Source organism: Mucilaginibacter sp. L196 (assembly GCF_009765905.1).
Taxonomy (GTDB): Bacteria; Bacteroidota; Bacteroidia; order Sphingobacteriales; family Sphingobacteriaceae; genus Mucilaginibacter.
Genome location: NZ_LMUO01000015.1, coordinates 723746 through 746777 on the forward strand (window position 1 = coordinate 723746; position 23032 = coordinate 746777).

The 23032-nt window shown below is 41.2% G+C and carries 25 protein-coding genes; 19 read left to right on the plus strand and 6 right to left on the minus strand.

The window, feature by feature from the left end; genetic code table 11:
- Window positions 1–102 precede the first annotated feature (102 nt).
- Together cdaA and GSQ74_RS14075 are read left to right on the plus strand one after the other, a co-directional pair.
- Entirely contained in the window at window positions 103–894 is a 792-nt protein-coding gene (cdaA, locus tag GSQ74_RS14070; protein ID WP_158994323.1) for a diadenylate cyclase CdaA, read from the plus strand.
- A gap of 23 nt (window positions 895–917) precedes the next feature.
- A complete protein-coding gene (locus GSQ74_RS14075) occupies window positions 918–1787 on the plus strand; it encodes a sterol desaturase family protein (RefSeq protein WP_158994325.1) in 870 nt (289 codons plus the stop codon).
- A 232-nt stretch (window positions 1788–2019) separates the two neighbouring features.
- On the opposite strand, the gene GSQ74_RS14080 is transcribed toward GSQ74_RS14075, so the two are convergent.
- From GSQ74_RS14080 to GSQ74_RS14090, 3 genes are all read right to left on the minus strand, one after another.
- Window positions 2020–4527: a M1 family metallopeptidase gene (locus tag GSQ74_RS14080; RefSeq protein ID WP_158994327.1), complete on the minus strand. Its 2508-nt coding sequence runs from the start codon at window positions 4525–4527 to the stop codon at window positions 2020–2022.
- Window positions 4528–5041: 514 nt separating this feature from the next.
- Window positions 5042–6478 carry a pyruvate kinase gene (pyk, locus tag GSQ74_RS14085; protein WP_158994329.1) on the minus strand — a complete coding sequence of 479 codons (1437 nt, stop codon included), beginning with the start codon at window positions 6476–6478 and terminating at the stop codon, window positions 5042–5044.
- Window positions 6479–6546: 68 nt separating this feature from the next.
- A complete protein-coding gene (locus GSQ74_RS14090; protein WP_254060888.1) occupies window positions 6547–6972 on the minus strand; it encodes an IPExxxVDY family protein in 426 nt (141 codons plus the stop codon).
- 145 nt (window positions 6973–7117) lie between these two features.
- Between GSQ74_RS14090 and GSQ74_RS14095 the strand changes: the two genes are divergently transcribed.
- Genes GSQ74_RS14095 through rnc form a run of 3 tightly spaced genes read left to right on the plus strand, consistent with a single transcriptional unit; the run spans window position 7118 to window position 9360 of the window.
- Entirely contained in the window at window positions 7118–7354 is a 237-nt protein-coding gene (locus tag GSQ74_RS14095) for an acyl carrier protein (protein WP_008241990.1), read from the plus strand.
- 17 nt (window positions 7355–7371) lie between these two features.
- A complete protein-coding gene (fabF, locus tag GSQ74_RS14100; RefSeq protein WP_158994331.1) occupies window positions 7372–8625 on the plus strand; it encodes a beta-ketoacyl-ACP synthase II in 1254 nt (417 codons plus the stop codon).
- 9 nt (window positions 8626–8634) lie between these two features.
- Window positions 8635–9360, plus strand: coding sequence for a ribonuclease III (rnc, locus tag GSQ74_RS14105; RefSeq protein WP_158994333.1), 726 nt, complete (start codon window positions 8635–8637; stop codon window positions 9358–9360).
- Between the two features lie 174 nt (window positions 9361–9534).
- On the opposite strand, the gene GSQ74_RS14110 is transcribed toward rnc, so the two are convergent.
- Window positions 9535–10266, minus strand: coding sequence for a hypothetical protein (locus tag GSQ74_RS14110; RefSeq protein ID WP_158994335.1), 732 nt, complete (start codon window positions 10264–10266; stop codon window positions 9535–9537).
- A 169-nt stretch (window positions 10267–10435) separates the two neighbouring features.
- On the opposite strand from GSQ74_RS14110, the gene GSQ74_RS14115 reads away from it, so the two are divergent.
- The 12 genes from GSQ74_RS14115 to GSQ74_RS14170 all read left to right on the plus strand — a co-directional run bounded on the left by GSQ74_RS14115 (window position 10436) and on the right by GSQ74_RS14170 (window position 19596).
- The gene (locus GSQ74_RS14115) at window positions 10436–11311 is read left to right on the plus strand and encodes a YicC/YloC family endoribonuclease (protein WP_254060889.1); all 876 of its coding nucleotides are present in this window, start codon (window positions 10436–10438) and stop codon (window positions 11309–11311) included.
- A 3-nt stretch (window positions 11312–11314) separates the two neighbouring features.
- Window positions 11315–11887 (plus strand): guanylate kinase, encoded by a 573-nt coding sequence (gene gmk, locus GSQ74_RS14120; protein WP_158994337.1) that lies wholly within the window; start codon window positions 11315–11317, stop codon window positions 11885–11887.
- A gap of 62 nt (window positions 11888–11949) precedes the next feature.
- On the plus strand, window positions 11950–12318 hold the full coding sequence (locus tag GSQ74_RS14125; RefSeq protein ID WP_158994339.1) for a four helix bundle protein: 369 nt from the start codon (window positions 11950–11952) through the stop codon (window positions 12316–12318).
- Window positions 12319–12349: 31 nt separating this feature from the next.
- The gene (gene nadD / locus GSQ74_RS14130) at window positions 12350–12931 is read left to right on the plus strand and encodes a nicotinate (nicotinamide) nucleotide adenylyltransferase (RefSeq protein WP_158994341.1); all 582 of its coding nucleotides are present in this window, start codon (window positions 12350–12352) and stop codon (window positions 12929–12931) included.
- 140 nt (window positions 12932–13071) lie between these two features.
- Window positions 13072–13251 (plus strand): hypothetical protein, encoded by a 180-nt coding sequence (locus GSQ74_RS14135; protein ID WP_158994343.1) that lies wholly within the window; start codon window positions 13072–13074, stop codon window positions 13249–13251.
- Window positions 13242–13556 (plus strand): type II toxin-antitoxin system RelE/ParE family toxin, encoded by a 315-nt coding sequence (locus tag GSQ74_RS14140; RefSeq protein ID WP_158994345.1) that lies wholly within the window; start codon window positions 13242–13244, stop codon window positions 13554–13556. The genes GSQ74_RS14135 and GSQ74_RS14140 overlap by 10 nt, the downstream gene beginning before the upstream one ends.
- Before the next feature lie 17 nt (window positions 13557–13573).
- Complete coding sequence (locus tag GSQ74_RS14145; protein WP_254060890.1) at window positions 13574–14173, plus strand: tRNA-(ms[2]io[6]A)-hydroxylase; 600 nt, start codon at window positions 13574–13576, stop codon at window positions 14171–14173.
- A 70-nt stretch (window positions 14174–14243) separates the two neighbouring features.
- Window positions 14244–15440 carry a sensor histidine kinase gene (locus tag GSQ74_RS14150; protein ID WP_158994347.1) on the plus strand — a complete coding sequence of 399 codons (1197 nt, stop codon included), beginning with the start codon at window positions 14244–14246 and terminating at the stop codon, window positions 15438–15440.
- A gap of 2 nt (window positions 15441–15442) precedes the next feature.
- Window positions 15443–16147: a LytTR family DNA-binding domain-containing protein gene (locus tag GSQ74_RS14155; RefSeq protein WP_158994349.1), complete on the plus strand. Its 705-nt coding sequence runs from the start codon at window positions 15443–15445 to the stop codon at window positions 16145–16147.
- Window positions 16148–16260: 113 nt separating this feature from the next.
- Window positions 16261–17019 (plus strand): intradiol ring-cleavage dioxygenase, encoded by a 759-nt coding sequence (locus GSQ74_RS14160; RefSeq protein WP_158994351.1) that lies wholly within the window; start codon window positions 16261–16263, stop codon window positions 17017–17019.
- 17 nt (window positions 17020–17036) lie between these two features.
- Complete coding sequence (locus GSQ74_RS14165) at window positions 17037–17582, plus strand: hypothetical protein (RefSeq protein ID WP_158994353.1); 546 nt, start codon at window positions 17037–17039, stop codon at window positions 17580–17582.
- A 142-nt stretch (window positions 17583–17724) separates the two neighbouring features.
- Window positions 17725–19596 (plus strand): gliding motility-associated C-terminal domain-containing protein, encoded by a 1872-nt coding sequence (locus GSQ74_RS14170; RefSeq protein ID WP_216846743.1) that lies wholly within the window; start codon window positions 17725–17727, stop codon window positions 19594–19596.
- Here GSQ74_RS14170 and GSQ74_RS14175 read toward each other — a convergent pair whose 3' ends face one another.
- The gene (locus GSQ74_RS14175; RefSeq protein ID WP_158994357.1) at window positions 19597–21198 is read right to left on the minus strand and encodes an FAD-dependent monooxygenase; all 1602 of its coding nucleotides are present in this window, start codon (window positions 21196–21198) and stop codon (window positions 19597–19599) included. It lies immediately after the preceding gene.
- A gap of 6 nt (window positions 21199–21204) precedes the next feature.
- Complete coding sequence (locus GSQ74_RS14180; RefSeq protein ID WP_158994359.1) at window positions 21205–21912, minus strand: SAM-dependent methyltransferase; 708 nt, start codon at window positions 21910–21912, stop codon at window positions 21205–21207.
- A gap of 56 nt (window positions 21913–21968) precedes the next feature.
- Here GSQ74_RS14180 and GSQ74_RS14185 point away from each other — a divergent pair, with 56 nt between their 5' ends.
- A complete protein-coding gene (locus GSQ74_RS14185) occupies window positions 21969–22682 on the plus strand; it encodes a hypothetical protein (protein WP_158994361.1) in 714 nt (237 codons plus the stop codon).
- Window positions 22683–22839: 157 nt separating this feature from the next.
- Window positions 22840–23032 (plus strand): hypothetical protein (locus GSQ74_RS22680; protein WP_216846744.1); only part of this gene is annotated, 193 nt, incomplete at its 3' end.

The window sequence follows — 23032 nt, forward strand, 5'->3', positions numbered from 1 at the left end:
ACCAGGTGAGTCAACACGCCAATGCAGAATTAAAAACCGTCTGAATAATATCATTATTTTTAATCAATTGAGGCTTTAACAGGAAAATCTTACCTTAGTAAAATGCAGTCCCTCAATTTTAGCTTCCTCAAAGTTACACCGCTAAACGTGTTGGATATAATATTGGTAGCGTTCATTATCTACCAGTTATATAACCTGATACGCGGTACCATAGCGGCAAATATTTTCATTGGTTTTGTGATTATTTACCTGGCCTATTTTGTGGTAAAGGCTTTGCAAATGCAATTACTTACGGTAATACTGGGCAAGTTTGTGGATGTGGGGCCTATAGCGCTTATTGTAATCTTTTGGCAGGAAATACGGCGCTTCCTGCTTTTGGTGGGTAAAAATGCCTCGCTGCAGCGAAACAAGGCATGGTGGCAATACTTTTTTGGTAAGGCCGAGGCGGAGAAAAATAACTTCGCGCGGATAAAGCCGATCATCGATGCCTGTAAAAGTTTAAAACAATCGCGCACGGGTGCGTTAATAGTATTTACCAAGTATTATGATGAACAGTTTTACCAAAACAGCTGCGAGGTGATTGAAGCAAAGATTTCTAAGCGATTATTAGAGAGTATATTTCAGAAGACGAGTCCGCTGCATGACGGGGCGGTGGTAATATCTGAAAATAAAATAAAATCGGCCAGCTGTATTTTGCCGCTTACCGATAAAACCGATCTGCCACCGCAATTTGGTTTGCGCCACCGTGCAGGTATTGGTGTAACGGAAGCGAATGAAGCTACGGCCATCATCGTATCGGAAGAAACCGGCGAAATATCATACGCCAAACAGGGCCGTGTAAAAATGAATATCAGCTTTGCTGAATTGGAGAAACTGCTGAACAAGGATTTTTAATGTTTTTGATTTAATTTTGCGGCATGGGAGAGGGGAACACATTATGGTACTTGATAGGCTACATATTTTTAGGTCTGGCCGTGATGTACACTATTTTCGCGGGATTTGCGTACCTGTTTTTATACAAATGGCGCGGTAAGTTTTACTGGGCATCAAAAATACAGCAATGCTACCCTGAGCGCAAGCATATTATGCGCGAGATTTGGCTATCCGTAAGTACCCTGGTTATTTTTGGCGTGGTGTTGCTAGGTGTTGCCTGGGCAAATTACCATGGTTATACCCAGGCTTATCATCCGGCGGATAAATATGGCTACTGGTATTACGCGTTCAGCATTGTGATCATGGTGTTTATACATGATGCTTATTTCTACTGGGCGCATCGCTTATTGCACTGGAAGCCGTTATTTAAAACGGTGCATATAAAGCATCATTTATCTATCAACCCAACACCTTTCGCGGCGCTGGCTTTTCATCCGATGGAGGCTGTGAGTGAGATATTGGTGGTGCCTTTGGTGGCGTTTACCATTCCGCATTATCCAACTGCCATGCAAATCGTTTTTATTTACTCGTTATTGGTGAATATAGGCGGACATATGGGTTACGAAACAGTACCTAAAGAATTTGTGCGCCACTGGGTGTTTAAATGGCATAATACATCAACCCATCACAATATGCACCATCGCCTGGTTAAATGCAACTACGGGCTTTATTTTAATATCTGGGACAGACTAATGGGTACCAATCATCCCGACTACGAAAAACACTTCGAAGAAGTAGTCGACCGTCGCAACAAAGAAAGACTGGCCAAACTCAACAAAAAAGTTTGGGCCCAAAAAAATAAGCAGAAACCTGTTAAGGGATCGGCTGGGTCAAGGGCTGTTCAGCAGGGTTAATTACCTTTTCCTTTTTTTAGCAGGAGCACTGGCTTCAGTCTTTGACTTAAACCTAACAGATCAGGAAAGTTTATAACTTTTTTTATAATGCCGCCTGTTAGTTATTGTCAATCTCAGACTGACTTTATCTATGGGCTTCAGTTACAAACTGAAGCCAGTGAGGATTAAATAAATATTTGTTGCAAAAAAAGCCGGACTGGTTGGTCCGGCTTTTTGATGGATAGATAACAAATTATTTAGTGTCCTGTATTTCCTTTACTGTTTGATCGATCAGTTTAACTGAAGCATCATCATGTAAAGCGGTACGGCCGGTTTTTACATTACCGTTTAATTCGCCAATAACAAACTGGTCGGCACCATACATTTTATATTGTATAGCCATTGCTTTTAATTCCAATATACCTTGTTGCGCATCAGCAGAATTATCAACGCGTGCGGTCATTGCTGCAAATTTCCGGGCCAGCTCAAATTTCATCTGGATATGTGCTTCGTGGAATTGTTTGTATACAAAAGGCCACTCTGCTGAGTTTCCGCTGGTAGCGTAAACGCCAACCATTGCAGTGGTAAGGTCGTCCATGTTATCAGCTTCGAAACCTTTGGCTAAGGTTAACGCTTTTACGCTATCAAGTTTGCTGATAGCAGTTAAAGCAGCGCCCTGTATAGCATATGAACGGCTTGATAATGCCGCAGTAAATATATCCATATTGCCAGATGCTTTTAAATTACCTAAGGCGGCAATTGCGGCAGCACGTACTAAAGTGTTAGGATCTGTTTGTGCTAATGATGCCAGGATTGGCATTGCCGCATTGCGAATAGCATCATTCTTCATGTCCAAAGCTTTGATCGCTTTTATTTGCAGGCGATAGTACTTATCGTGCAGAGCAGAGATCAATACCTTTTGCGCGCCTTTATCATCCTGTTGTTTGGTTGCCGCGCTAATAGCTTCGGTACGGTCAACATATAATGGTGCATTAAAATATTGGAACACAAATTGATCCAATGACTTATTATCGGTCTTTTTAACTAATAACACTTTATCACCATCAACGTTAACTAAATCAGGTTTAAACTCGCTGGTAAAGGTTAGGGTATCGGCTTTGTCCTGCATCCATACGTTATGGCGTACTTTTTTGCCACCTGCATAAATATCAACCGCGAAAGGCAAAATAAATGGTTTGCCATCCTGGGTTTGTTGCAGATAAACAGTTTCTTTTTTAGTGGCATCGTCCCATTTGTAGCTAATGCTTAAATCAGGGTTACCTGCACCATAATACCATTGGTTGAAGTACCAGTTAAGGTCAAGTCCGCTAGCTTCTTCTAAAGCTAAACGTAGTTGTTGTGCTTCGCCGGCTTTAAATGCGTTGGTAGTAAGATAGCTTTTTAAGCCTTTAAAAAACGCGGCATCGCCCAAATAAGTGCGCAGCATATTTAAAATACGACCACCCTTTTGGTAGCTCACCAAATCAAATACATCTTCCTTATCGTTATAATGAAAACGAACAAGATCTTTAGTTTGATCTGCGGGATCCTGCAGATATTCGTTCATATCCACATAATTCTGATAACCTGCTTCATCTTTACCATATTTGTGTTCGGCCCAAAGCATTTCGCTGAAATCAGCAAATGATTCATTCATGGTGATGTTGGTCCAGTTTTCGCAGGTTACATAATCACCAAACCATTGGTGGAATAACTCGTGTGCAATGTCCACGCGGCTATCGTTATAATAAGCATCTAATAACTGGCGATCGGTTAACTGCACCTGTTCGCCGTGTAGGGTTGCGGTAGTATTTTCCATCGCGCCGCTTACGTAATCACGTACTACAATTTGCGCGTATTTGTTCCATGGGTAATCAACACCTAAAGTAGTTGAGTAAAATTCCATCAGCTCTGGTGTCATGCCGAAAATTTGTTTGGCATATGGGGCGTATTTAGGCTCCAGGTAGTAGTCTACATCTTTGCCGCGCCATTTGTCGTGATAGATTTTAAAGTCGCCCACGGCCATCATAAACAAGTATGGTGAGTGCGGCAAGTCCATCTTCCAGGTATCAGTACGGGTACCGTCGCCATTCACTTTTTGTGAAGCTAAACGACCGTTTGATAAAGTCACATATTTAGCCGGAACAGTCATGGTAATCTCGTCGGTAGTTTTTTGTTGTGGCTGATCGATGGTAGGGAACCAGGCTGATGAGCTTTCGGTTTCGCCTTGTGTCCAAATCTGGATAGGTTTATCCGGGTCCTTGCCATCAGGGTTTATAAAGTATAAACCTTTAGCATCGTTAATAGCCGCGCTGCCTTTTGTTTTTAACAAGTTAGGCTTTGATGTATAGGAAATATAAATTGTATAATTTTCGTTGTTACGGTAAACCCTGTCTAAACGAATAGCCAGTGAAAGACTGTCCTGGTAAACATATTTAAGCGGGATATTTTTGCCGTTTTGTACGATGGATATATTATGAATATCCATGCCCTTCGCATCAAGCCTTAAGGTATCGGTTGGATAAAAATGAGGTTTTAAGTTAACCCATTCTTTACCGTACATAAAGCACTTTTTATAATCAAAGCGTACATCTAATTTAGTGTTGATCAAATCGTTTACTCTGGTAGGAGTAGCCCGGTAAATATCAATTGCCGGTACATTGTGAGGGATTGGCGGTTCTATTTGCGCCTGCGCTGTATTAAGCGCGGCCACAGCCACAAAAAGGCTGCATAATAAGCCCGCAGAAAGGGTTTTTTTCATGATAATGAGTAATGATGTTCAGTTATAAGACGAAAATAGGATTTGCTTAGGAAATTAAGACAATTGGGGGCGAAAAATGTTACAGGGAGGGTGATTTTGTTGGTGATTAGAGTGGGAGGAAGGAGCTGGGAGTGGGTTTTCCTTTTGTCATTCTGAACGCAGTGAAGAATCTATCGATAGGCTCACCGCATGCAGATTAGCGGATAGATGCTTCGTCCCTCAGCATGACAATCTTATTTATAAACTCCTTTGTCATTCTGAACGCAGTGAAGAATCTATCGATAGGCTCAACGCTTGCAGATCAGCGGATAGATGCTTCATCCCTCAGCATGACAATTTGTTTATGATCCGCTCCCTTGTAATTCTGAACGCAGTGAAGAATCTATCGATAGATTCGCCGCGTGCAGATTAGCGGATAGATGCTTCGTCCCTCAGCATGACAAGGGGGAGAAGCAACAAAAAAGCCATCAATTATTAGTTGATGGCTTTAATATTATTAAGTTATCAAATATTATTATTCAATAACGCTTACTTTAAGCATGTTGGTTTTGCCTTTTTTAACTAAAGGAACCGAAGCAGTATTAATTACCACATCACCAACTTGTACTAAACCATCTGCTTTAAGGGTGTTGTTTACGTCCTCAATAGTTTGATCTGTACTTTCAGTTTTATTATAGTAGAATGAACGTACTCCCCAAACCAGGCTTAATGCATTAAGCAATTGTTTGTTTGGTGTGAATATGTAAGTGCTTGCTTTAGGGCGGTAGCTTGATATTTCAAAAGCGGTGTAACCTGATGATGTCATCGAAACAATACCAACAGCATTGGTGTGTTCAGCTAAATATACTGCTGATCCGCAGACTGCATCGCTCAGGTTGCTGGTTTCATCCTGCGTCCTAACCGGTTCTTCTTTGGCATTGTATGGGTAGCCTAGCTCTTCAACATTACGAACAATTTTAGCCATTGTTTCAATAACTATAACCGGGAATTCACCAACTGAAGTTTCGCCGCTAAGCATTACTGCATCAGCGCCATCCAGTACAGAGTTTGCAACATCATTCACTTCGGCACGTGTTGGGCGCGGGGTGGTGATCATTGATTCCAGCATCTGCGTAGCAACAATAACCGGTTTTGATGCCGCGCGACATTTACGGGCGATCATTTTTTGCAATAACGGAACTTCTTCCATCGGCATTTCAACACCAAGATCGCCACGGGCAACCATCACACCATCCGTTACCGCGATAATTTCGTCGATATTGTCAATAGCTTCAGGTTTTTCAATTTTAGCGATTACGCGGGCCGAACTGCCATGCTGCGCGATGATATGTTTTAATTGTACAATATCCTCAGCGTTACGAACGAACGATAAGCCGATCCACTCTACATCAAATTGCAGAACAAATTTCAGGTTTATTAAATCTTCTTCAGTTAAACTTGGGATAGATACTTTGGTGTTTGGCAGGTTAACGCCTTTACGTGAAGTAAGGATACCACCGTGAACAATTTCGCAAACTACGGTATCAACACGGTTAGTCTCGATAACACGCATCTGGATTTTTCCATCGTCCAATAAAATAATTTCATTGGCCTGTACATCCTTCGGGAAGGTATCATAAGTAATGTATATCTGGTTGTCGTCACCAATACATTCGTGGGTAGTTATATTAATACGAGTGCCATTTATTAAATGTATACCACCATCTTTTACTAAACCAATGCGGATTTTTGGTCCCTGCAAATCGGCAAGTATGCCAATGTTGGTTTTGTATTGCTCATTTATTTCGCGAATTGTGTCGATAACTTTTTTGTGATCTTCAGCTTTTCCGTGCGAAAAATTAAGGCGGCAAACGTTTACGCCGGCCTTTATCATGGCTAAAAGGGTTTCTTTAGGGGCCGAGGCAGGGCCCATAGTGGCAACTATTTTGGTACGGTTATAATACAATTTCATAAATTATGAGTTTAAATCTGGCTTACCGAGTATACAAAGTGTAAAACGGACACATTCTAAATTTTGCGCTAAAATAGTAGATTTTCCCGTGATTTTATTTTTTTTGGATCAATCTTTACCGCGGCCACTATTTCGGGTATGCGATTAAGGGATGATACCAGGTTATCGAGGTCATAATCATCAATATAATTTTTGATCATTAAAAAATAATCTGTTTTACGTATTTCGGGTATCAAATAGCCATCAGAACCTTTGTTGGCTATAAAATAAAAATTAGTGTCACTAGCTTCCCAATGGTGGGTATACTTAGAAAAGTACACCGGCTCGGTGTTAGGAAGGATCTCGACCGCAAGATCGGCAGTTTTAGCCAAATTAAAGTTTAAATACTTGTTAATAAGATAACAAATACGGTAATCTTTAAGCGGTGTTGTTACTGCAATTAGTACAAAATCAAGATCGATCTCAAACTTTAATATTTTTCTGTTCAAAATCATTACATTTGCGCCGGTAAAAATACAATTTGAAAACCTTAGCAAGTAAATTTTTGTTGAGTTAAATGCGCAAAAGTTTTTAGATTTGATATTTAACAGAATTTATTTTTCTTTGCACTGAAATTATTAATCATTAAACTATAAGACTATGTCTGATATCGCTTCAAGAGTAAAAGCTATAATCGTAGAAAAATTGGGAGTTGACGAGAACGAAGTAACCCCGGAAGCAAGCTTCACCAATGACCTTGGTGCTGATTCTTTAGACACCGTGGAACTGATCATGGAATTCGAAAAAGAATTCAATGTGGCTATCCCTGACGATCAGGCTGAAACAATTGGTACTGTAGGTCAGGCCATTGCTTACCTTGAAAAAAACGTTAAATAACTCGCAAAACCCTTTAAATGGAGTTTAAGAGAGTTGTAATAACCGGGCTTGGAGCACTTACTCCAATTGGCAACAGCGTTCCTGAATACTGGGAGGCTTTGATAAATGGGGTAAGTGGCGCCGCGCCTATTAAGAGTTTTGATACTTCAAAGTTCAAAACCAAATTCGCGTGCGAAGTGAAAGGCTTTGACGCGGATGCATTTTTAGGCCGAAAAGACGCGCGTAAGCTCGATCCTTTTGTTCAGTATGCATTATATTCCACTGCTGAAGCGGTTGCGGATGCAGGTTTGGATTTCGATAAATTGGATACCAGCCGTATTGGTGTTATCTGGGGATCGGGTATTGGTGGTTTAAAAACATTTTTGGATGAAATTGTAAATTTCGCCAAAGGTGATGGAGCGCCACACATTAACCCCTTCTTTATCCCAAGGATGATTGCCGACATCGCGCCGGGCCATATTTCTATTAAATATGGTTTACGCGGGCCAAACTTTACTACGGTTTCTGCATGTGCCTCATCAAACAACGCATTAATTGATGCTTTTAACTATATCCGTATGGGTAAAGCTAATATGTTTGTTACCGGCGGATCAGAAGCTATAATAAATGAGGCTGGTATTGGTGGCTTTAACGCGATGCATGCGCTATCAACCCGAAATGATGACCCGGCAACGGCCTCGCGCCCGTTTGACCTTGACCGTGATGGTTTTGTGGCAGGCGAAGGTGCAGGAACCATTATTTTGGAAGAATATGAGCATGCGAAAGCACGTGGCGCTAAAATTTATGCTGAAATGATAGGCGGGGGCATGAGTGCGGACGCTTACCATATGACTGCCCCACACCCGGAAGGGCTTGGCGCGGCTTTAGTAATGAAAGAAGCACTGCGCGACGCGGGTATTGAAGCATCGGAAATTGATTATGTGAATGTGCATGGTACATCAACCCCGATTGGTGATCCGCAGGAGATAAAAGCTATACAGACTGTATTTGGCGATCATGCTTATAACATTAATATAAGCTCAACCAAATCCATGACCGGGCACTTATTAGGTGCAGCGGGCGCTGTTGAAGCGATTGCTACGATATTGGCCATTAAAAATGGTATTATCCCTCCAACTATTAACCATTTTACTGATGACCCGGCTTTTGATCCAAGGATAAACTTTACGTTTAACAAGGCGCAGAAAAGGGAAGTGAAAACCGCGCAAAGCAATGGCTTTGGGTTTGGTGGCCACAACGCATCGGTAATATTCAGGAAGTTAGAAGATTAATTGTATTAAATGCCTATAAGCCGTTTCTACAAACTATATATCTCTCCTAACAGAAAATATGTTAAAATTTTAAAGAATTTGCTCGGATTTGTTCCGGGCAATTTGTCGTTATACCGGTTGGCATTTCGCCATAAATCGGCGGCGCAAAACATCAAAAAAGGCGTAAAGAACAGTAACGAACGCCTGGAATTTTTGGGCGATGCCGTTTTAGGCAGCGTTGTTGCCGAAGTGCTGTTTAAACTTTACCCTTACGAGGATGAAGGCTTTTTGACTGAATTGCGGTCGAAAATTGTAAGTCGTGTTAACCTTAACCAGTTAGGTAAAAAGCTTGGCTTTGATAAACTGATAGAGTTTGATAACCGCGCTTTAAATTCACAAAGGCAAGGATCACTGTTAGGTGATGCTTTTGAGGCCTTGATCGGGGCTGTTTATTTGGATAAGGGCTATGACTTCACCAAAAACTTTTTGATAAACCACATTATCAAATCGCATATCGACATCCATAAACTGGAGCAAACCGAAACTAACTTTAAGAGTAAGCTGATTGAATGGTGCCAGCGCCATGGTAAGGATATTACCTTTGATTTGGTGAACAACCATGAAGGTGAGAACATCAAACTATTCTCGGTACAAGCCAGTGTTGATGGCGAAATAGTGGGCTTAGGTAAAGAATTCAGTAAAAAGAACGCGGAAAAGCTAGCCGCTGAGAAAGCTTGTGAATCGTTAGGAATTTAAACTAACCAAAGCGTCATTGCGAGCGAAGCGTGGCAATCCCCTACTTACAGAATCGCTTGAGATACTCAACCTTAAAAAATGTCATTCTGAGCATAGCGAAGAATCTGTAAAGTAGTTTACACCAGTACAGATTCTTCGTCCCTCAGAATGACAAATCTATTTAACTTCTAAATCCTAATACAACTTTTGTAAATCCGCCCCATCTTTATGTGTTTTATAATATTCCAGGTAATGTTTTATGTGGCTGATGAGCTCGTAATCATTCCAACCCCGCATGTCTTCGTACGATGGGGTATACTGCTGCATAAATTTTACCACATCAGCATCCGGTAAATGGGTTACCTGTTTTACCAGTTGCGGAGTATAACGTTTGCTTACCTCAACAGCTTCCAGCTCGTTTTTGGAAAATTTGGCGAAGTGGCGCTCATTGGTAGCATCGGCACTAAATAACTCATAAAAAGCAGTAATAGGCGAGGCGATAAATGCCATTAACGGCGGGTGCCCATCAAAATACAGGCCTTTACTGCGGTAGTCATTCATTACACCGTTTAATTCCTGTCTGGTACTTTGGCCTTGTATGGTAACCTGCTGCAACACAATAATAGGCTGCATGTAAACTATCATGTCGTTTGGCCCGCTTACTACTTGTTTTTGTTCGGTATAACCGGTTTTTTTGAAGAGCAAAGTATCCCCTTTTGATGCCGGGATGCTAAAGCCGCCAAGCTCATCACTCATCATGATCTGCTGACTTTTTAAGTTGGTAACAGTTGCCGAGGCAATACGTTCGTCGCTGCTTTTTTTGAAGAAGATGCCATTTACAGTAAATGCCTGTTGCGCTTGCGCGAGTATCGGCAGACAAAAAAAAGCGATTAACGCAGGATATATTATGAGGTAACGGGTGTTCATTTAAATAATAACGTAAACTTATTAATTGTATATCGTATTAAATGTAAAAAAGTGTTAATGGAGTGCTTGGGTGGGTCGAAATCAACGTTTGGAGATTAGGATTTGGTTAGAAAATATGATTATTTTAGCCTAAACTCTAAACTCCAATCACTAATTACTAAATTTGCACATGATAAAATCCATGACAGGGTATGGAATTGCTGCTGCCGACTCAGGCACCACAAAATATACCGTTGAGATAAAATCCCTGAACAGTAAGTTTCTTGAGCTATCATTACGATTGCCAAAAATATTCTCTGATAAAGAATTTCAGTTGCGTAACGATTGCAATAAGCAAATAGAACGCGGGAAAGTTAACCTTTCTATCACCGTTGAACAACAAAACGGTGTGGTAAAAGCAGCTGGTATTGATACCGTTCTGCTAAAAAATTACTACGAGCAATTAAAAGCGGTGAGCGTTGAATTAGGAGAACCGACAACTAACCTGATGCAACTGGCGCTTGGTTTACCCGAAGTAGTTAAATACGACGAGGAAACAGTTTCAGAAGATGAATGGAAATTGGTTGAGAAAACTTTTAACCAGGCTGTTGCCGCGTTCCAAAAATTCCGCTCAGATGAGGGTAATGTTTTGGAGCAGGATTTGAAATATCGTATCAACATCATCCTTGAAAACCTTAAACTGGTTGAGATTGAAGAGCCTAAACGTGTGCCGATTATTCGTGAGCGTTTAAACTCATTTTTGGAAGAAGCCACTAATAAGGAAGGCATCGACCAAAATCGTTTTGAGCAGGAGCTGATCTATTTTATTGATAAGCTGGATATTACTGAAGAAAAGGTACGACTAAAAGCTCATTGCGATTATTTTTTAGAAACGCTTAAAAACAGCGATGCTAACGGTAAAAAATTAGGTTTTATTACCCAGGAGATCGGCAGAGAGATAAATACTTTGGGATCAAAATCCAACGATGCCAACATGCAGAAACTGGTAGTAGGCATGAAGGAAGAATTGGAAAAAATGAAGGAACAACTTTTAAACGTATTGTAGTAGATGGCCAAAGAAGGTAAATTAATTATATTCTCTGCACCATCCGGAGCTGGTAAAACTACTATAGTACATCATTTGCTTGGTAAGATGAGCGACCTGGAGTTTTCCATATCGGCTACTACCCGCGAGGCTCGTGGAGATGAGGTGGACGGTAAAGACTACTACTTCATCAGCAAGGAAAGCTTTTTGCACCGCATAGCCAAAAAGGAATTTGTAGAGTTTGAGGAAGTATACTCCGGTACATTTTATGGCACTTTACGTACAGAAATTGAGCGTATCTGGAAAAAAGGCAAAACGGTGATATTTGATATTGATGTGGAAGGTGGTTTACACTTAAAACGTAAATACGACGGGCAGGCGCTGGCTATTTTTGTTCAGCCGCCATCACTTGAGGTTTTAAAAGAACGTTTAAGCGGCAGGGGAACAGACAGCGCTGAGAAATTAAAAGAACGTTTTGCCAAAGCTGAAAAGGAACTGAACTATGCCCCGCAGTTTGATGTTATCCTGAAAAACTATGAGCTGGATACGGCATGTGCTGACGCTGAAGTATTAGTAAAGAATTTTTTGAATCAATAATTTTTAGCTATCTTACTGACGCAATCAGTTTGCAGTTGCTGGTTTGCAGTTTGCTTAAAAGTATGGGTACATACAAAGATTTATTACTATACAAAAAAAGCTTTGCCTTGGCTATGGAGATATTCAATGTTACAAAGCAATTTCCTAAAGAAGAAATGTATTCCCTTACGGATCAGATCAGAAGGTCATCAAGATCTGTTAATATTTGCACCGTCGAAGCATACAGGAAACGAATCTATCCCAATCATTTTATAAGCAAACTTACAGACGTGGATATGGAAAATAGTGAAACGCAGGGATGGTTGGAATTTTCAAAGGCATGTAATTACATAACAGAGGAAGTTTATAATAAATTATATAATTTGTCGGACGAGATTGGGCGAATTGTTCAATATATGATTAGTAATACTGAAAAGTTCGGCGCAAAGTAACTGCTTGCTGCAAACTTAAAACTGCAAACTAATGAAGATAGGTTTACTATTCGGTTCATTTAATCCCATTCATGTAGGCCATTTAATTATTGCCAACTACATGGCCAACTACACCGACCTTGATAAAGTTTGGTTGGTTGTATCACCCCAAAACCCACTAAAAAAATACGGCGACCTGATTAATACCTACGACAGGCTGGAGATGGCTAAACTAGCTACCGATAACGCTAAAAATTTGGAAGTTAGCGATGTGGAGCTGAAGCTTCCGCAACCATCTTATACTATTGATACCCTCGCTCATTTAAAAGAAAAATATCCGCAGCATGAATTCGCGCTGATTATGGGGTCGGACAACCTGGTGTCATTACCAAAATGGAAAAACTTTAAACTGATACTGCGCGATTATAAAATATACGTTTACCCGCGCCCTGGATATGAGAACGCCGAGTATGCGTCCCATCCATCCGTAACTATCACCATGACACCGCAGATGGAACTATCCGCAACCTTCATCCGCAAATCAATCGCTGAAAAAAAAGATGTACGTTTTTTTGTGCCTGATCCGGTGTTGGAGTTTATTGAGAGTAAGAACCTTTACGGGAAAATCAAATAATGTAAATCCTGTGTTATTTGCATTGGGGTAAGCTTTAGTATATATCAATATTGGTTTGCTCTTAAGGTATGATAATTGCTTTATTCTGATTTAACCTGAATACTAAAAATCGTATATTTTAATTATTAAAAGGATTGAGTATGCTGACTAAAGAAAAGATGCATGATCTGATAGATCATTTGCCGGAGGGCTTCTCGTTGGATGACATTGTTGAACGGATAATTTTGTTGCAAAAGCTTGAAACAGCAAGAGAACAAATTAAAAATGGTGATTATTTGACTGAAGAAGAATTCGATAAGGAAGTTGATACGTGGGACTAAAAATAGTTTATTCTAAAATATCCTTACAGAATTTAAGAGAAATTTACGATTACATAAGAAGGAATTTGCCTTATTATGCCAAATATGAAATACAGTTAATTCGTACAGCGATTAAAAAATTAAAGGATAATCCTTTATTGGGTAAGGTATTTGAAAAGTCGGAGGATGAATTTACGAGAGAATTAATCTATAGAAACTATCGTATAATTTATGACATCATTCAGGATAAAGAAATCAATATCCTCTCCATTCACCATCACGCCCGCCTCATTAGCAATAACCCAGCTTTTAAGGATGATGAATAACGCTTACCTTTGCATTTGTGAGCGAGAAAACCATACTTAAACTGCAGTTACCTACCGACCCGACCTGGGTAAAGAATGTTGTGGAAAGCAACATTGAAGAACTATTAACCGACCATGCTTTTTGTGAACAGAAAGCCGCCAGCAATGCCATCACCCTTATTGTTCAAAACCCTAATTTATCTGACCTGGTGCAGGAGATGATCGCTTTAGCGCAGGAGGAAATGGATCATTTTAAACGAGTACATGAACTAATTGTGCAGCGTGGTTTCGTACTAGGCCGGGAACGCAAGGATAATTATGTAGGCGAATTGCAAAAGTTTATTGTAAAAGGCGGAGGCCGTACCACACAGTTGGTTGATAGATTGCTTTTTTCGGCGATGATTGAGGCAAGGAGTTGTGAGCGGTTTAAAGTACTCTCGGAAAATATTGAGGATGCGGAACTCGCAGCTTTTTACCATGAACTGATGGTAAGCGAGGCCACGCATTATGCCATGTTTATTCGTTTAGCTAAAAAGTATTGTGGCGATATTGATGTGGACGCGCGATGGAAAGAATACCTGGCGCATGAGGCTGTAGTGATACAAAATTATGGAAAGATGGAACGCATACATGGGTAGTTTATCCATACAAAACGGCTGATTACCGATACTCCATTCGATAAGTTGTTAACTATAGCTTGATTTGTACATGTCGAGATTTAAAATATTTATAGTTACCATACACATTGCGGGCTGGCTTTTATTTATGGCTTTCCCGCTTTTGTTTTTAAACGGAGGGGAGAACAGCAGTGCCATATCTGTATTAAAAAATTATTCCTACTGGTTATTTGGCGGTACGTATATCATACTATTTTATATTAACGGGTATCTACTCATTCCCCGGTTGTTCTTACGTAAAAAGTATATTGATTACGCTATTCTTGTTTTTGTGCTTTTTAGCTGTGTTTATGTAATTAAACCATTCGATAAGCTGGTAATAAATGCCGAAACCCATACAAATATTTCATTTCCTGAAGGTGGGCCGGGATTTGGCCCGCCGCCGCAAGGCTCTAATGTGCCGCCGCAGGATGGTATGAATAGGCCACCAATGAACAGCCATCAAGGGCCGTCATCATCTGCAAATAACAACGCGCCACAATTTAATAACCAACATCAGCCGCCGGGTAATCATATTCCCGGGCCTCAGAACAGGCTGCATTTTGATAGCACCAGCCTGTTTATATTTTTAATGATAATGGCTATAAGTACTGCTATAAAAGTGGTACAGCAATGGCAGTTGACAGAGCAGCGCGCCGCCCGTGCCGAAACAGATAAGGCCACCGCGGAGCTATCGTTTTTAAAGGCACAGATCAATCCTCATTTTTTATTTAATACCCTTAATAATATTTATACGCTGGCTGTTACGCATGATGAAAGTGCTGCTGATAGCATTATGAAGCTATCAAACATTATGCGCTATGTTACCGATGAGGTTACGACTGATTTTGTGCCACTGCAAAGTGAAGTTGATTGTATAAGCGATTATATTGAATTGCAGCGCATCAGGATGAATGATAAGACACCAGTGAATTTTACAGTAAGGGGCGATATACAGCATAAAATAATACCGCCGTTAGTATTGATGACCTTTATTGAAAATGTTTTTAAATACGGTATTAGTAAACAGGAGCCATCAATCATCGATATAAATATTGATGTAGCGGAGTCTGCCGTTTCATTCTTTTGCCAAAACAGGATATTTATCAGAAATTCGGATACACAAAGAATGGGCATCGGTATAAAAAATACAAAACAACGGTTAGAACATTTATATAACGGCAGGCATTTGTTATATATAACTAACGATGATGAGTTTTACACCGTTCAGCTTGTTTTGCAATCCTGAGTATGGCACCACTTAAATGTATAGCTATTGATGATGAACCGCTGGCGCTAAAACTAATGCGCGAGTATGTAATGCGCACGCCGTCGTTGCAAATGGTGCATACTTTTGATGATGCGATAACAGGCGCCGAGTTCCTGAAAAAGTCGCCGGTTGATATATTGTTTATCGATATTAATATGCCCGATATAACCGGTATTGATTTGGTACGATCACTTGAAAAAAAGCCTATTGTTATTTTTACTACAGCCTACAAAAACTTCGCTTATGAGGGTTTTGAGCTGGAGGCGCTCGATTATCTTTTAAAGCCGATTGACTTTAATCGGTTTACTAAAGGGGTGGAAAAAGCGATAGCGTATCATCAATATAAAAACACCCCTGTTGCAGAGCAGCGTGATGAAAGTTTGTATGTGTATTCGGAGTACAGGATGGTGAAAATTAGCCTGAAGGATATTGAATATATAGAAAGCATGGAGGATTATATAAAAATTCACATACATAAGGCTAAAACTATTTTGACGCTGATGCCCCTAAAAACGGTGCTCGAAAAATTACCTGCCGATAAGTTTCAGCGTATTCACCGCAGTTATATTATTCCGGTTAATAAAATTATATCGATAAAAGGACGTAAGATACAATTGGCTGATGTTGAATTGCCTGTAAGCGAAAGTTATGTGTCATTTATCCGTGATTGGATGAAATATAGGTAAAAACAATATTTATCGGTACAAAAACCCTGTTTACCGATACCTTAAAGAATAGCCGCACAACTATCCTGACTTTTATAATGTGATTAACGAATGTTGACCTAATTATAAAGAAGATGGAACGGAAAAACTTTTTAAGAACCTTTGCAGTAGCAGCCGCTGCGGGCCCCATGTTGTTAGATGCTTGTGGAAAGGACGCCTCAACAAAAACATCGACTACTACCACAACCACCACAACGGGATCATCAAGTACAACAGTAAGTGAATCAGGTAGTTGTACGGTAACACCAACTGAAACAGAAGGACCGTTCCCATATCCCGGTGGCGAAATTAACGACCCGCTTAACCGTACCGATATTACCGGCAGCCAAACCGGCATACCAATCTCTTATACTTTTTTGGTTGTTAATACTAATAATAGTTGTGCCGTAGTTTCGGGCGCAAGGGTTGATATATGGCATTGCAATAAGGATGGCTATTACTCGGGCTATGGCAACCAACCAGGCATATTGGGTACTGAAACCTATGTGGGCGAAACCTGGCTGCGCGGTTATGAAATTACCAATAGCTATGGCATAGTTACATTTAGTTCTATTTATCCCGGTTGGTATTCGCCAAGGGCAACACATATCCACCTGGAAATTTACATCGACAGTGTTTTAAAGAAAACGGCGCAACTGGCTTTTCCTGAAAGTATATCAAACGCGGTACAGGTAAGTACTTTGTATGCTGCGCATGGTGCTAATCCAACTACTAATTCTGCTGACAGTGTTTTTGGAGATTCAGCTACCGACCTGGCGAATGAAACGCTATCATTAACGGGCAGCCTTACAGCAGGATATGCAGGCACCTATACTATTGGTTTGGCTTTGTAAATATCATCAACCCCAAAATGGAAAAGGCATTAATAAAACTTGCTTATAAGCAGGTGATAGCTATAAAAGATGAAGGTAATTTTGAAAAGAAAGTGTTTAACGCTACGTACCAGGAGTTCCTTTTAAAATCGCAAGCTTATAATCCCGACAGGAAGCTTAAAACCTTTACCCAGCTGAAAGCAAGTGATGGCAGGGCAAATTCATTGCATTATAAACTCAGCTTTGCCATTGGCGGTTTTTTAAAAAGCTTAAATAATAAAATTCCTTTTTTGAAAGATAATGCCGGGAATAGTTTGGTTTTTGACGTGCCAGTTTTTGAGTTAGTAGAATCGGATATTGAAGATAAAGAAGCACATATAGTGGCTATAAACTATATCACTTGTGTATTAACACTGTTAAGTGTTATAGGCGAATATTTGATATTGGCTATTGGTGATGTAAACCCCGAGGGGGGGGCTGAAACAATAACTGTGAAGATGCAGCCCGGCCTGTCGATTATATCTTATAAAGGAAGGTACCAGACTTATAATACCCCGATTAATGGGCAGGAGGTTTTTGCCTGATGTTTAACCGCATAAAAAGCTTTGTTTTATAATGATGGTGTGTTTTAATCGAGAGCGCCTGCAGCAATGCGGGCGCTTATTTAGTTTTATTAGTATGCATAACGCGGTAAGTAAGCTGCTTATATTTATTTTTGCTTTGTTGATGTTTATTTCGATAAATACACATGCGCAAAGTTTAGGTGACCCGGTAGTACACATTACATTTGGCGCCGGAACAAGTACGCATGCCGGGGCGCTGGCCGCCGATTCGGGTACAACAAGTTACACGTATTCCAGTGCTGATTTCCCCACCGATGGCTCCTATACTATTGAGAATACCACGGCAGGTGCCGGGAATGTATGGTGGTCGACAACCGATCATACCGGGGATCCGGGCGGCTATATGATGATCGTAAATGCATCCGTATCCAAAACAGATTATTTTTATAAAAGAGAGGTAGATGGGCTTTGCGGAGGAACAACGTACCAATTTTCGGCATGGATCGGTAATTTATTGAGGAGCGAGGACCTTAGCCCGCCCAATATAACCTTTGGCTTATATCAAACTGATGGTACGTTAATACAAAGCTATACCACGGGCGTTATCCCGTTGCAGCCTACCGGGTTTAAATGGGTGCAGTTCGCTTTTAATTTTAGCCTGCCTGCAGGCACATCAAATGTTATTATTAAGATGACTAATAACAGTAATGGTGGCGCACCCGCGAATGATGAAGCACTTGACGATATTACGTTTAGCCCTTACGGGCCGGCATTGGTTGCCAGCTTTAGCGGAAGTGCTTCATCAACCACAGAAACAGAATGCGCCGGGCAAACTACACCGCAAACTTTAACTGTTCCGCCGGTAACAGGTTATACCAACCCGGCTTATCAATGGCAACTCAATACGGGTAATGGCTGGAATGATATATCGGGGGCCACCGCATTATCTTTAACGGTTAACCCCACTACCGCTGGTACTTATTTATACCGTTTGGCCAGTGCGGAGAGCGCCAATATAAGCTCATTAAGTTGCCGTATAGTTTCAAATGTGCTTACGTTAACTGTTAATAGCGCGCCATCGGCAACTGTTACGGCTAATACGCCATTGTGTACTGGCAATGCGTTAAATCTGTCGGTATCCAGCGGTACAAATTATAGTTGGACGGGGCCCAATGGTTTTACATCAACACTGCAAAATCCTGTCATTTCTAACATCACTGCGGCTGGTGCAGGTGTTTACACAGCTACCGTTACCAGCGGCAATTGTAGCGCGACAAGTTCGGTAACGGTTAGTGTTTATGCCCAGCCCGTGGCCGATGCGGGTAGTGATGTTACCATTTGCTCTGGCGAAAGTACTACGCTGAATGCCTCAGGCGGATTGAGCTATAGCTGGTCGCCGACTACCGGGTTATCCGACCCAACAATCGCTAACCCTGTCGCTAGTCCTACTGATACCACTGAATATGTAGTTACCGTAAGCAACAGCAATGCCTGTACCGCTACTGATACTGTAATGGTAAACGTATTGCAAAAACCGGTTGCCAATGCCGGGGCTGATAAATTTATAACACAAGGGCAAAGTGTAACGCTTGACGGCACGGCAAAAGGATCAAACGTGAGCTATTACTGGACGCCAGATGAATATTTAAGTAATGATACGGTGTTAAGGCCGGTTTCCAGTCCGCCGGAGGATATTACGTATACTTTGCATGTGGTATCAAATGTTGGCTGCGGGGCGGAGGCAACCGATAATGTGTTTGTACGGGTATATAAAAAGGTAGTTATCCCCAATACTTTTACGCCTAACGGCGATGGTATTAACGATACCTGGGATATTGTAGCACTGAATACTTATCCGGAATCGGTAACGCAGGTATTTAACCGTTACGGCACGCTTGTTTACAAAAGCAAGGGTTACAGTATAGCCTGGGATGGGAAATACAATAACCAGTTAGTGCCCGCGGGTACTTATTATTATATTATCGATTTGAAAAATGGGGATGTGTTTTCGGGATGGGTGTTGGTGATGCGATAGTTAGGCAATTACACCTACTACATTTTGCAGGTAATTATCCATCATGGCAATATCAACCACATCATTAATATAGCCGATGTACATATCAGGGCGAACGATGAATGCTTTTTGGCCGTGAGGGTTGGCTTCTAAACCATCAAAAACAGATGTGTTCTTACCTGATGGCGGCAGGTAGAAGAAATTGAGTACCCCCGGATATTTTTGGGTAATCCATTTGGCGATGGTGAACAGGTATAATTCATCAAATTTGCCTAGAATAATGAGCGTGAAGCCGGGTTTGCTGCACCACTCGTGTATATCGGTCTCTTCGTGTTTTTTCTCGTCAAAAACCTTTAAATAGGGCAGCCTGTTGCCGGCTTTTATTTTGATGTCCTTACTTAAATGCAAGCTGATGTCGCTATTGGTATAGCAAATATCAATTTGTGAAACTTTTCTAAAAAAACCGAGTCGGATCTTATCGCTTTGCCAAAGCTTATTAAGCAATTTGAATAGTGCCCACTTTTTAAACAGCCTGATAAAAAAGTTTTTCGACATGATGATGTTAAACACCCGGTCGGTAGTTTTTAACAGATCTTTAGCCACGGGCATGCGCTCATCGGCGTAGGTATCGAGGATGGCGGGTTTTATTTGTTGGTTTATTACCGCCGCTAATTTCCAGGCGAGGTTATAGGCATCCTGCAGGCCGGTATTCATACCCTGCCCGCCGACAGGGGAGTGGATATGCGCCGCATCGCCAATTAAAAAACAACGCTGCACGCGGAATTTATCAGCCATGCGGTGGTGCAGCTTATAGGTAGTAAACCAATTGGTTTGGGTGATGCTGATGTTTGATTTGGTGAGTTGCTTGATGTAAGGGAGGATGTCATCTACATTAACATCTTCATTCTTTTCAAACTCAGCGGGCAGGGTGCCTATCACCCTAAAACTATCTTCCTCGGGCATTGGGAAAAACGCCGAGAAGTTGTTTGTCCCCATGTACATGTTCAGGTAGTTTTCAGTCAGGGTGGTGGTATCCAGTTTCGCATCCAGTAAATAAAAAAGATGGGAGTAGGTATCGCCCTGAAATGATAGCTGTAATTCTTTACGAACAATGCTGCGTGCGCCATCGGCCCCAATAGTCCAGTCGCAAGTTAAGGTATGATTGCCATCAGCATTTTGGAGTTGAGCTTCAACGCTATCAACTTTTTGGGTTAACGATGTTAATGTGGTATTCCAATATACCGGGCAGCAGTTTTGGGTAAGGTAATCAAGCAGTAGGCGTTCTGTTTTGCTTTGCTCATACATCAGCAGGTAAGGAAACAACGTTTGCCCCTCGCCAATGTTTGTTAATGATAGCGATGCCTTTTTTTTGCCATCCTGGTTAAACATTACACCCCTTGCGGGTTTGCCGTTCTGTAATACTTTATCAACTATACCCATTTGCCGGTAAATTTCCAGCGAGCGGGCCTGCACGGCTAACGCCTTGGAATGGTTGGTTGGGCCTTCTTTGCTATCGATGATAATTGGCTGCACCCCATACCGCAATAGCTGCGCTGCCATCATCAGCCCGGATGGCCCGGCGCCAATAATGAGTGCTTTGGTATGTTGGGGTATTATCAGCATTTAATACTAACGGAACAACAAGAAAATAGTTGGTCGTTTATGTAATTCAGGTACTTTCTTTTGCCATTCGGCGATGGTTTTGGTTTGCACCAGTTCTGTTGCCGAAGTTAAATCACAGGCTATGCACAAACGTGTTTTCGGATTGCACGTACGTAATATTTCTTCCAGCATCGGGTTATTACGGAATGGTGTTTCTATAAACAACTGTGTTTGGTTATTTTTGATGGCGGCGGCTTCCAGCTCTTTAATGCTGCGGGCACGTTCAACCTTATCAATAGGTAGATAGCCATGGAAGGTGAAGCTTTGTCCGTTAAAACCGGATGCCATCAGCGCGAGCAAAATGGAACTTGGGCCAACCAAAGGCACTACTTTTATACCCATACGATGCGCTTTCTCCACAATATCAGCACCGGGATCGGCAATGCCGGGGCAACCAGCTTCGCTCATCAGGCCAACATCTTTACCAGCTTGTAAGCCTTTGAAAAATTCACCTCCGCCAGCTTCACGGTTATGCTTGCCGTAATCGTGGATGGTCAATTCGCTTTGTGGGGTTGTTAGCCCGGCTTCTTTCAAAAACCGGCGGGCGGTTTTTTCATTCTCCACAATATATTCCTTAATACTGTTAACGGTATCAACCAAATAGGGCGTAAAGGATTTGGCTGCCGTGTTTTCGGCAAGGGGGACGGGTATTAAATAAAGTGTTCCGTAAGGCATATTGCAAAATTGGCTTTTTTTATTTAATTTAAGCTATTGAAAAGGAGGCTAAACTATTGAATTCATTAGGATTAAATTGGTTTATTGAGGGTTCGCTTGATTTTGAGCATAAAAAGTATGTGCTTTTAAATTATCTGCAAGAAATAAACCGCCATTTCGACAAGAGCAAACTCTACCCAAACCTTACCGATTTAGTATTTCATTACAACAACCTGCTAGACTTTAAACAGCATAAAACTACCCTGCAACAAGCCTTTCCGCGGCGTTTAACCAAGGCGGATATTGAGGCCGTAAAACTCACCTATAAAAAGATTGTGGAGGATGACAGCTCGATGCAGGAGATTGAGCGTATTATTACCTATGCCTTGAAAAAAATGGACCCGGCTATCCAAATCGGCAAGGAGATATATGATTTTGTGGAAAGTCGCCTCAATATTGACCCCGTTGGGTTAGTGCCGCTGCTACCTTACTCGGGGTATTTTTCGTTACGAAACGGCAGTGACAGAACCAATTGGATATACGAATACCAATTATCCATCTTCGAAAATAAGGACGACCAATACCGTGGAATAAATGTACAGTTTGTGGATACCTACGAGCAAAGTATCAGCAACACGCCCGAATCCATCAAATTAAACCTGATCAACCAACGCAGGCATTTGCCTAACCCGGCGGTGTTTTACGTGCAAAGCGATATTAGTTTCCCGCTGGAGCAAACTTTGTTACCAGTGGCTAAAAGGAGTTTGGTGAAATATATTATGGTTGCTTAAATTGTCTGAACCATGATTCGCTTGATTTAGGGATTTTCTTGATTATGATAAGCTGAATCAAGGAAATCATTAAATCCGTTTAATCATGGTTCAGAAATATATTATGGTTGCTTAATCGCACCCAACTCTCCCTCAAATAGGATACCTTTAGCCAATTATGAAAGACGTTTATAAATCGAAGATTGGGCCGCCCATTATTTTCCCGTTGTGTACTGTTGGGGGGATGTTTATCGCCATGATTATAACAAGGGCGTGGCCTGCGGTCTTGATTATGGGCGTTTTGATTTTGGTATTGATCCATACGTATTTTAATACTTATTATACCATCGCGGGCAATGAATTGAAAGTGA

Bases quoted from the DNA above. Each gene is read 5' to 3' on its own strand.
- nadD (WP_158994341.1), top strand. From the start codon at position 12,350: ATGAAGATAGGTTTACTATTCGGTTCATTTAATCCCATTCATGTAGGC.
- rnc (WP_158994333.1), top strand. From the start codon at position 8,635: ATGCCTATAAGCCGTTTCTACAAACTATATATCTCTCCTAACAGAAAA.
- GSQ74_RS14175 (WP_158994357.1), bottom strand. From the start codon at position 21,198: ATGCTGATAATACCCCAACATACCAAAGCACTCATTATTGGCGCCGGG.
- GSQ74_RS14095 (WP_008241990.1), top strand. From the start codon at position 7,118: ATGTCTGATATCGCTTCAAGAGTAAAAGCTATAATCGTAGAAAAATTG.
- GSQ74_RS14075 (WP_158994325.1), top strand. From the start codon at position 918: ATGGGAGAGGGGAACACATTATGGTACTTGATAGGCTACATATTTTTA.
- GSQ74_RS14125 (WP_158994339.1), top strand. From the start codon at position 11,950: ATGGGTACATACAAAGATTTATTACTATACAAAAAAAGCTTTGCCTTG.
- gmk (WP_158994337.1), top strand. From the start codon at position 11,315: ATGGCCAAAGAAGGTAAATTAATTATATTCTCTGCACCATCCGGAGCT.
- GSQ74_RS14155 (WP_158994349.1), top strand. From the start codon at position 15,443: ATGGCACCACTTAAATGTATAGCTATTGATGATGAACCGCTGGCGCTA.
- GSQ74_RS14090 (WP_254060888.1), bottom strand. From the start codon at position 6,972: ATGATTTTGAACAGAAAAATATTAAAGTTTGAGATCGATCTTGATTTT.
- cdaA (WP_158994323.1), top strand. From the start codon at position 103: ATGCAGTCCCTCAATTTTAGCTTCCTCAAAGTTACACCGCTAAACGTG.
- GSQ74_RS14135 (WP_158994343.1), top strand. From the start codon at position 13,072: ATGCTGACTAAAGAAAAGATGCATGATCTGATAGATCATTTGCCGGAG.
- GSQ74_RS14110 (WP_158994335.1), bottom strand. From the start codon at position 10,266: ATGAACACCCGTTACCTCATAATATATCCTGCGTTAATCGCTTTTTTT.
- GSQ74_RS14165 (WP_158994353.1), top strand. From the start codon at position 17,037: ATGGAAAAGGCATTAATAAAACTTGCTTATAAGCAGGTGATAGCTATA.
- GSQ74_RS14115 (WP_254060889.1), top strand. From the start codon at position 10,436: ATGATAAAATCCATGACAGGGTATGGAATTGCTGCTGCCGACTCAGGC.
- GSQ74_RS14180 (WP_158994359.1), bottom strand. From the start codon at position 21,912: ATGCCTTACGGAACACTTTATTTAATACCCGTCCCCCTTGCCGAAAAC.
- fabF (WP_158994331.1), top strand. From the start codon at position 7,372: ATGGAGTTTAAGAGAGTTGTAATAACCGGGCTTGGAGCACTTACTCCA.
- GSQ74_RS14160 (WP_158994351.1), top strand. From the start codon at position 16,261: ATGGAACGGAAAAACTTTTTAAGAACCTTTGCAGTAGCAGCCGCTGCG.
- pyk (WP_158994329.1), bottom strand. From the start codon at position 6,478: ATGAAATTGTATTATAACCGTACCAAAATAGTTGCCACTATGGGCCCT.
- GSQ74_RS14170 (WP_216846743.1), top strand. From the start codon at position 17,725: ATGTTTATTTCGATAAATACACATGCGCAAAGTTTAGGTGACCCGGTA.
- GSQ74_RS14080 (WP_158994327.1), bottom strand. From the start codon at position 4,527: ATGAAAAAAACCCTTTCTGCGGGCTTATTATGCAGCCTTTTTGTGGCT.
- GSQ74_RS14150 (WP_158994347.1), top strand. From the start codon at position 14,244: ATGTCGAGATTTAAAATATTTATAGTTACCATACACATTGCGGGCTGG.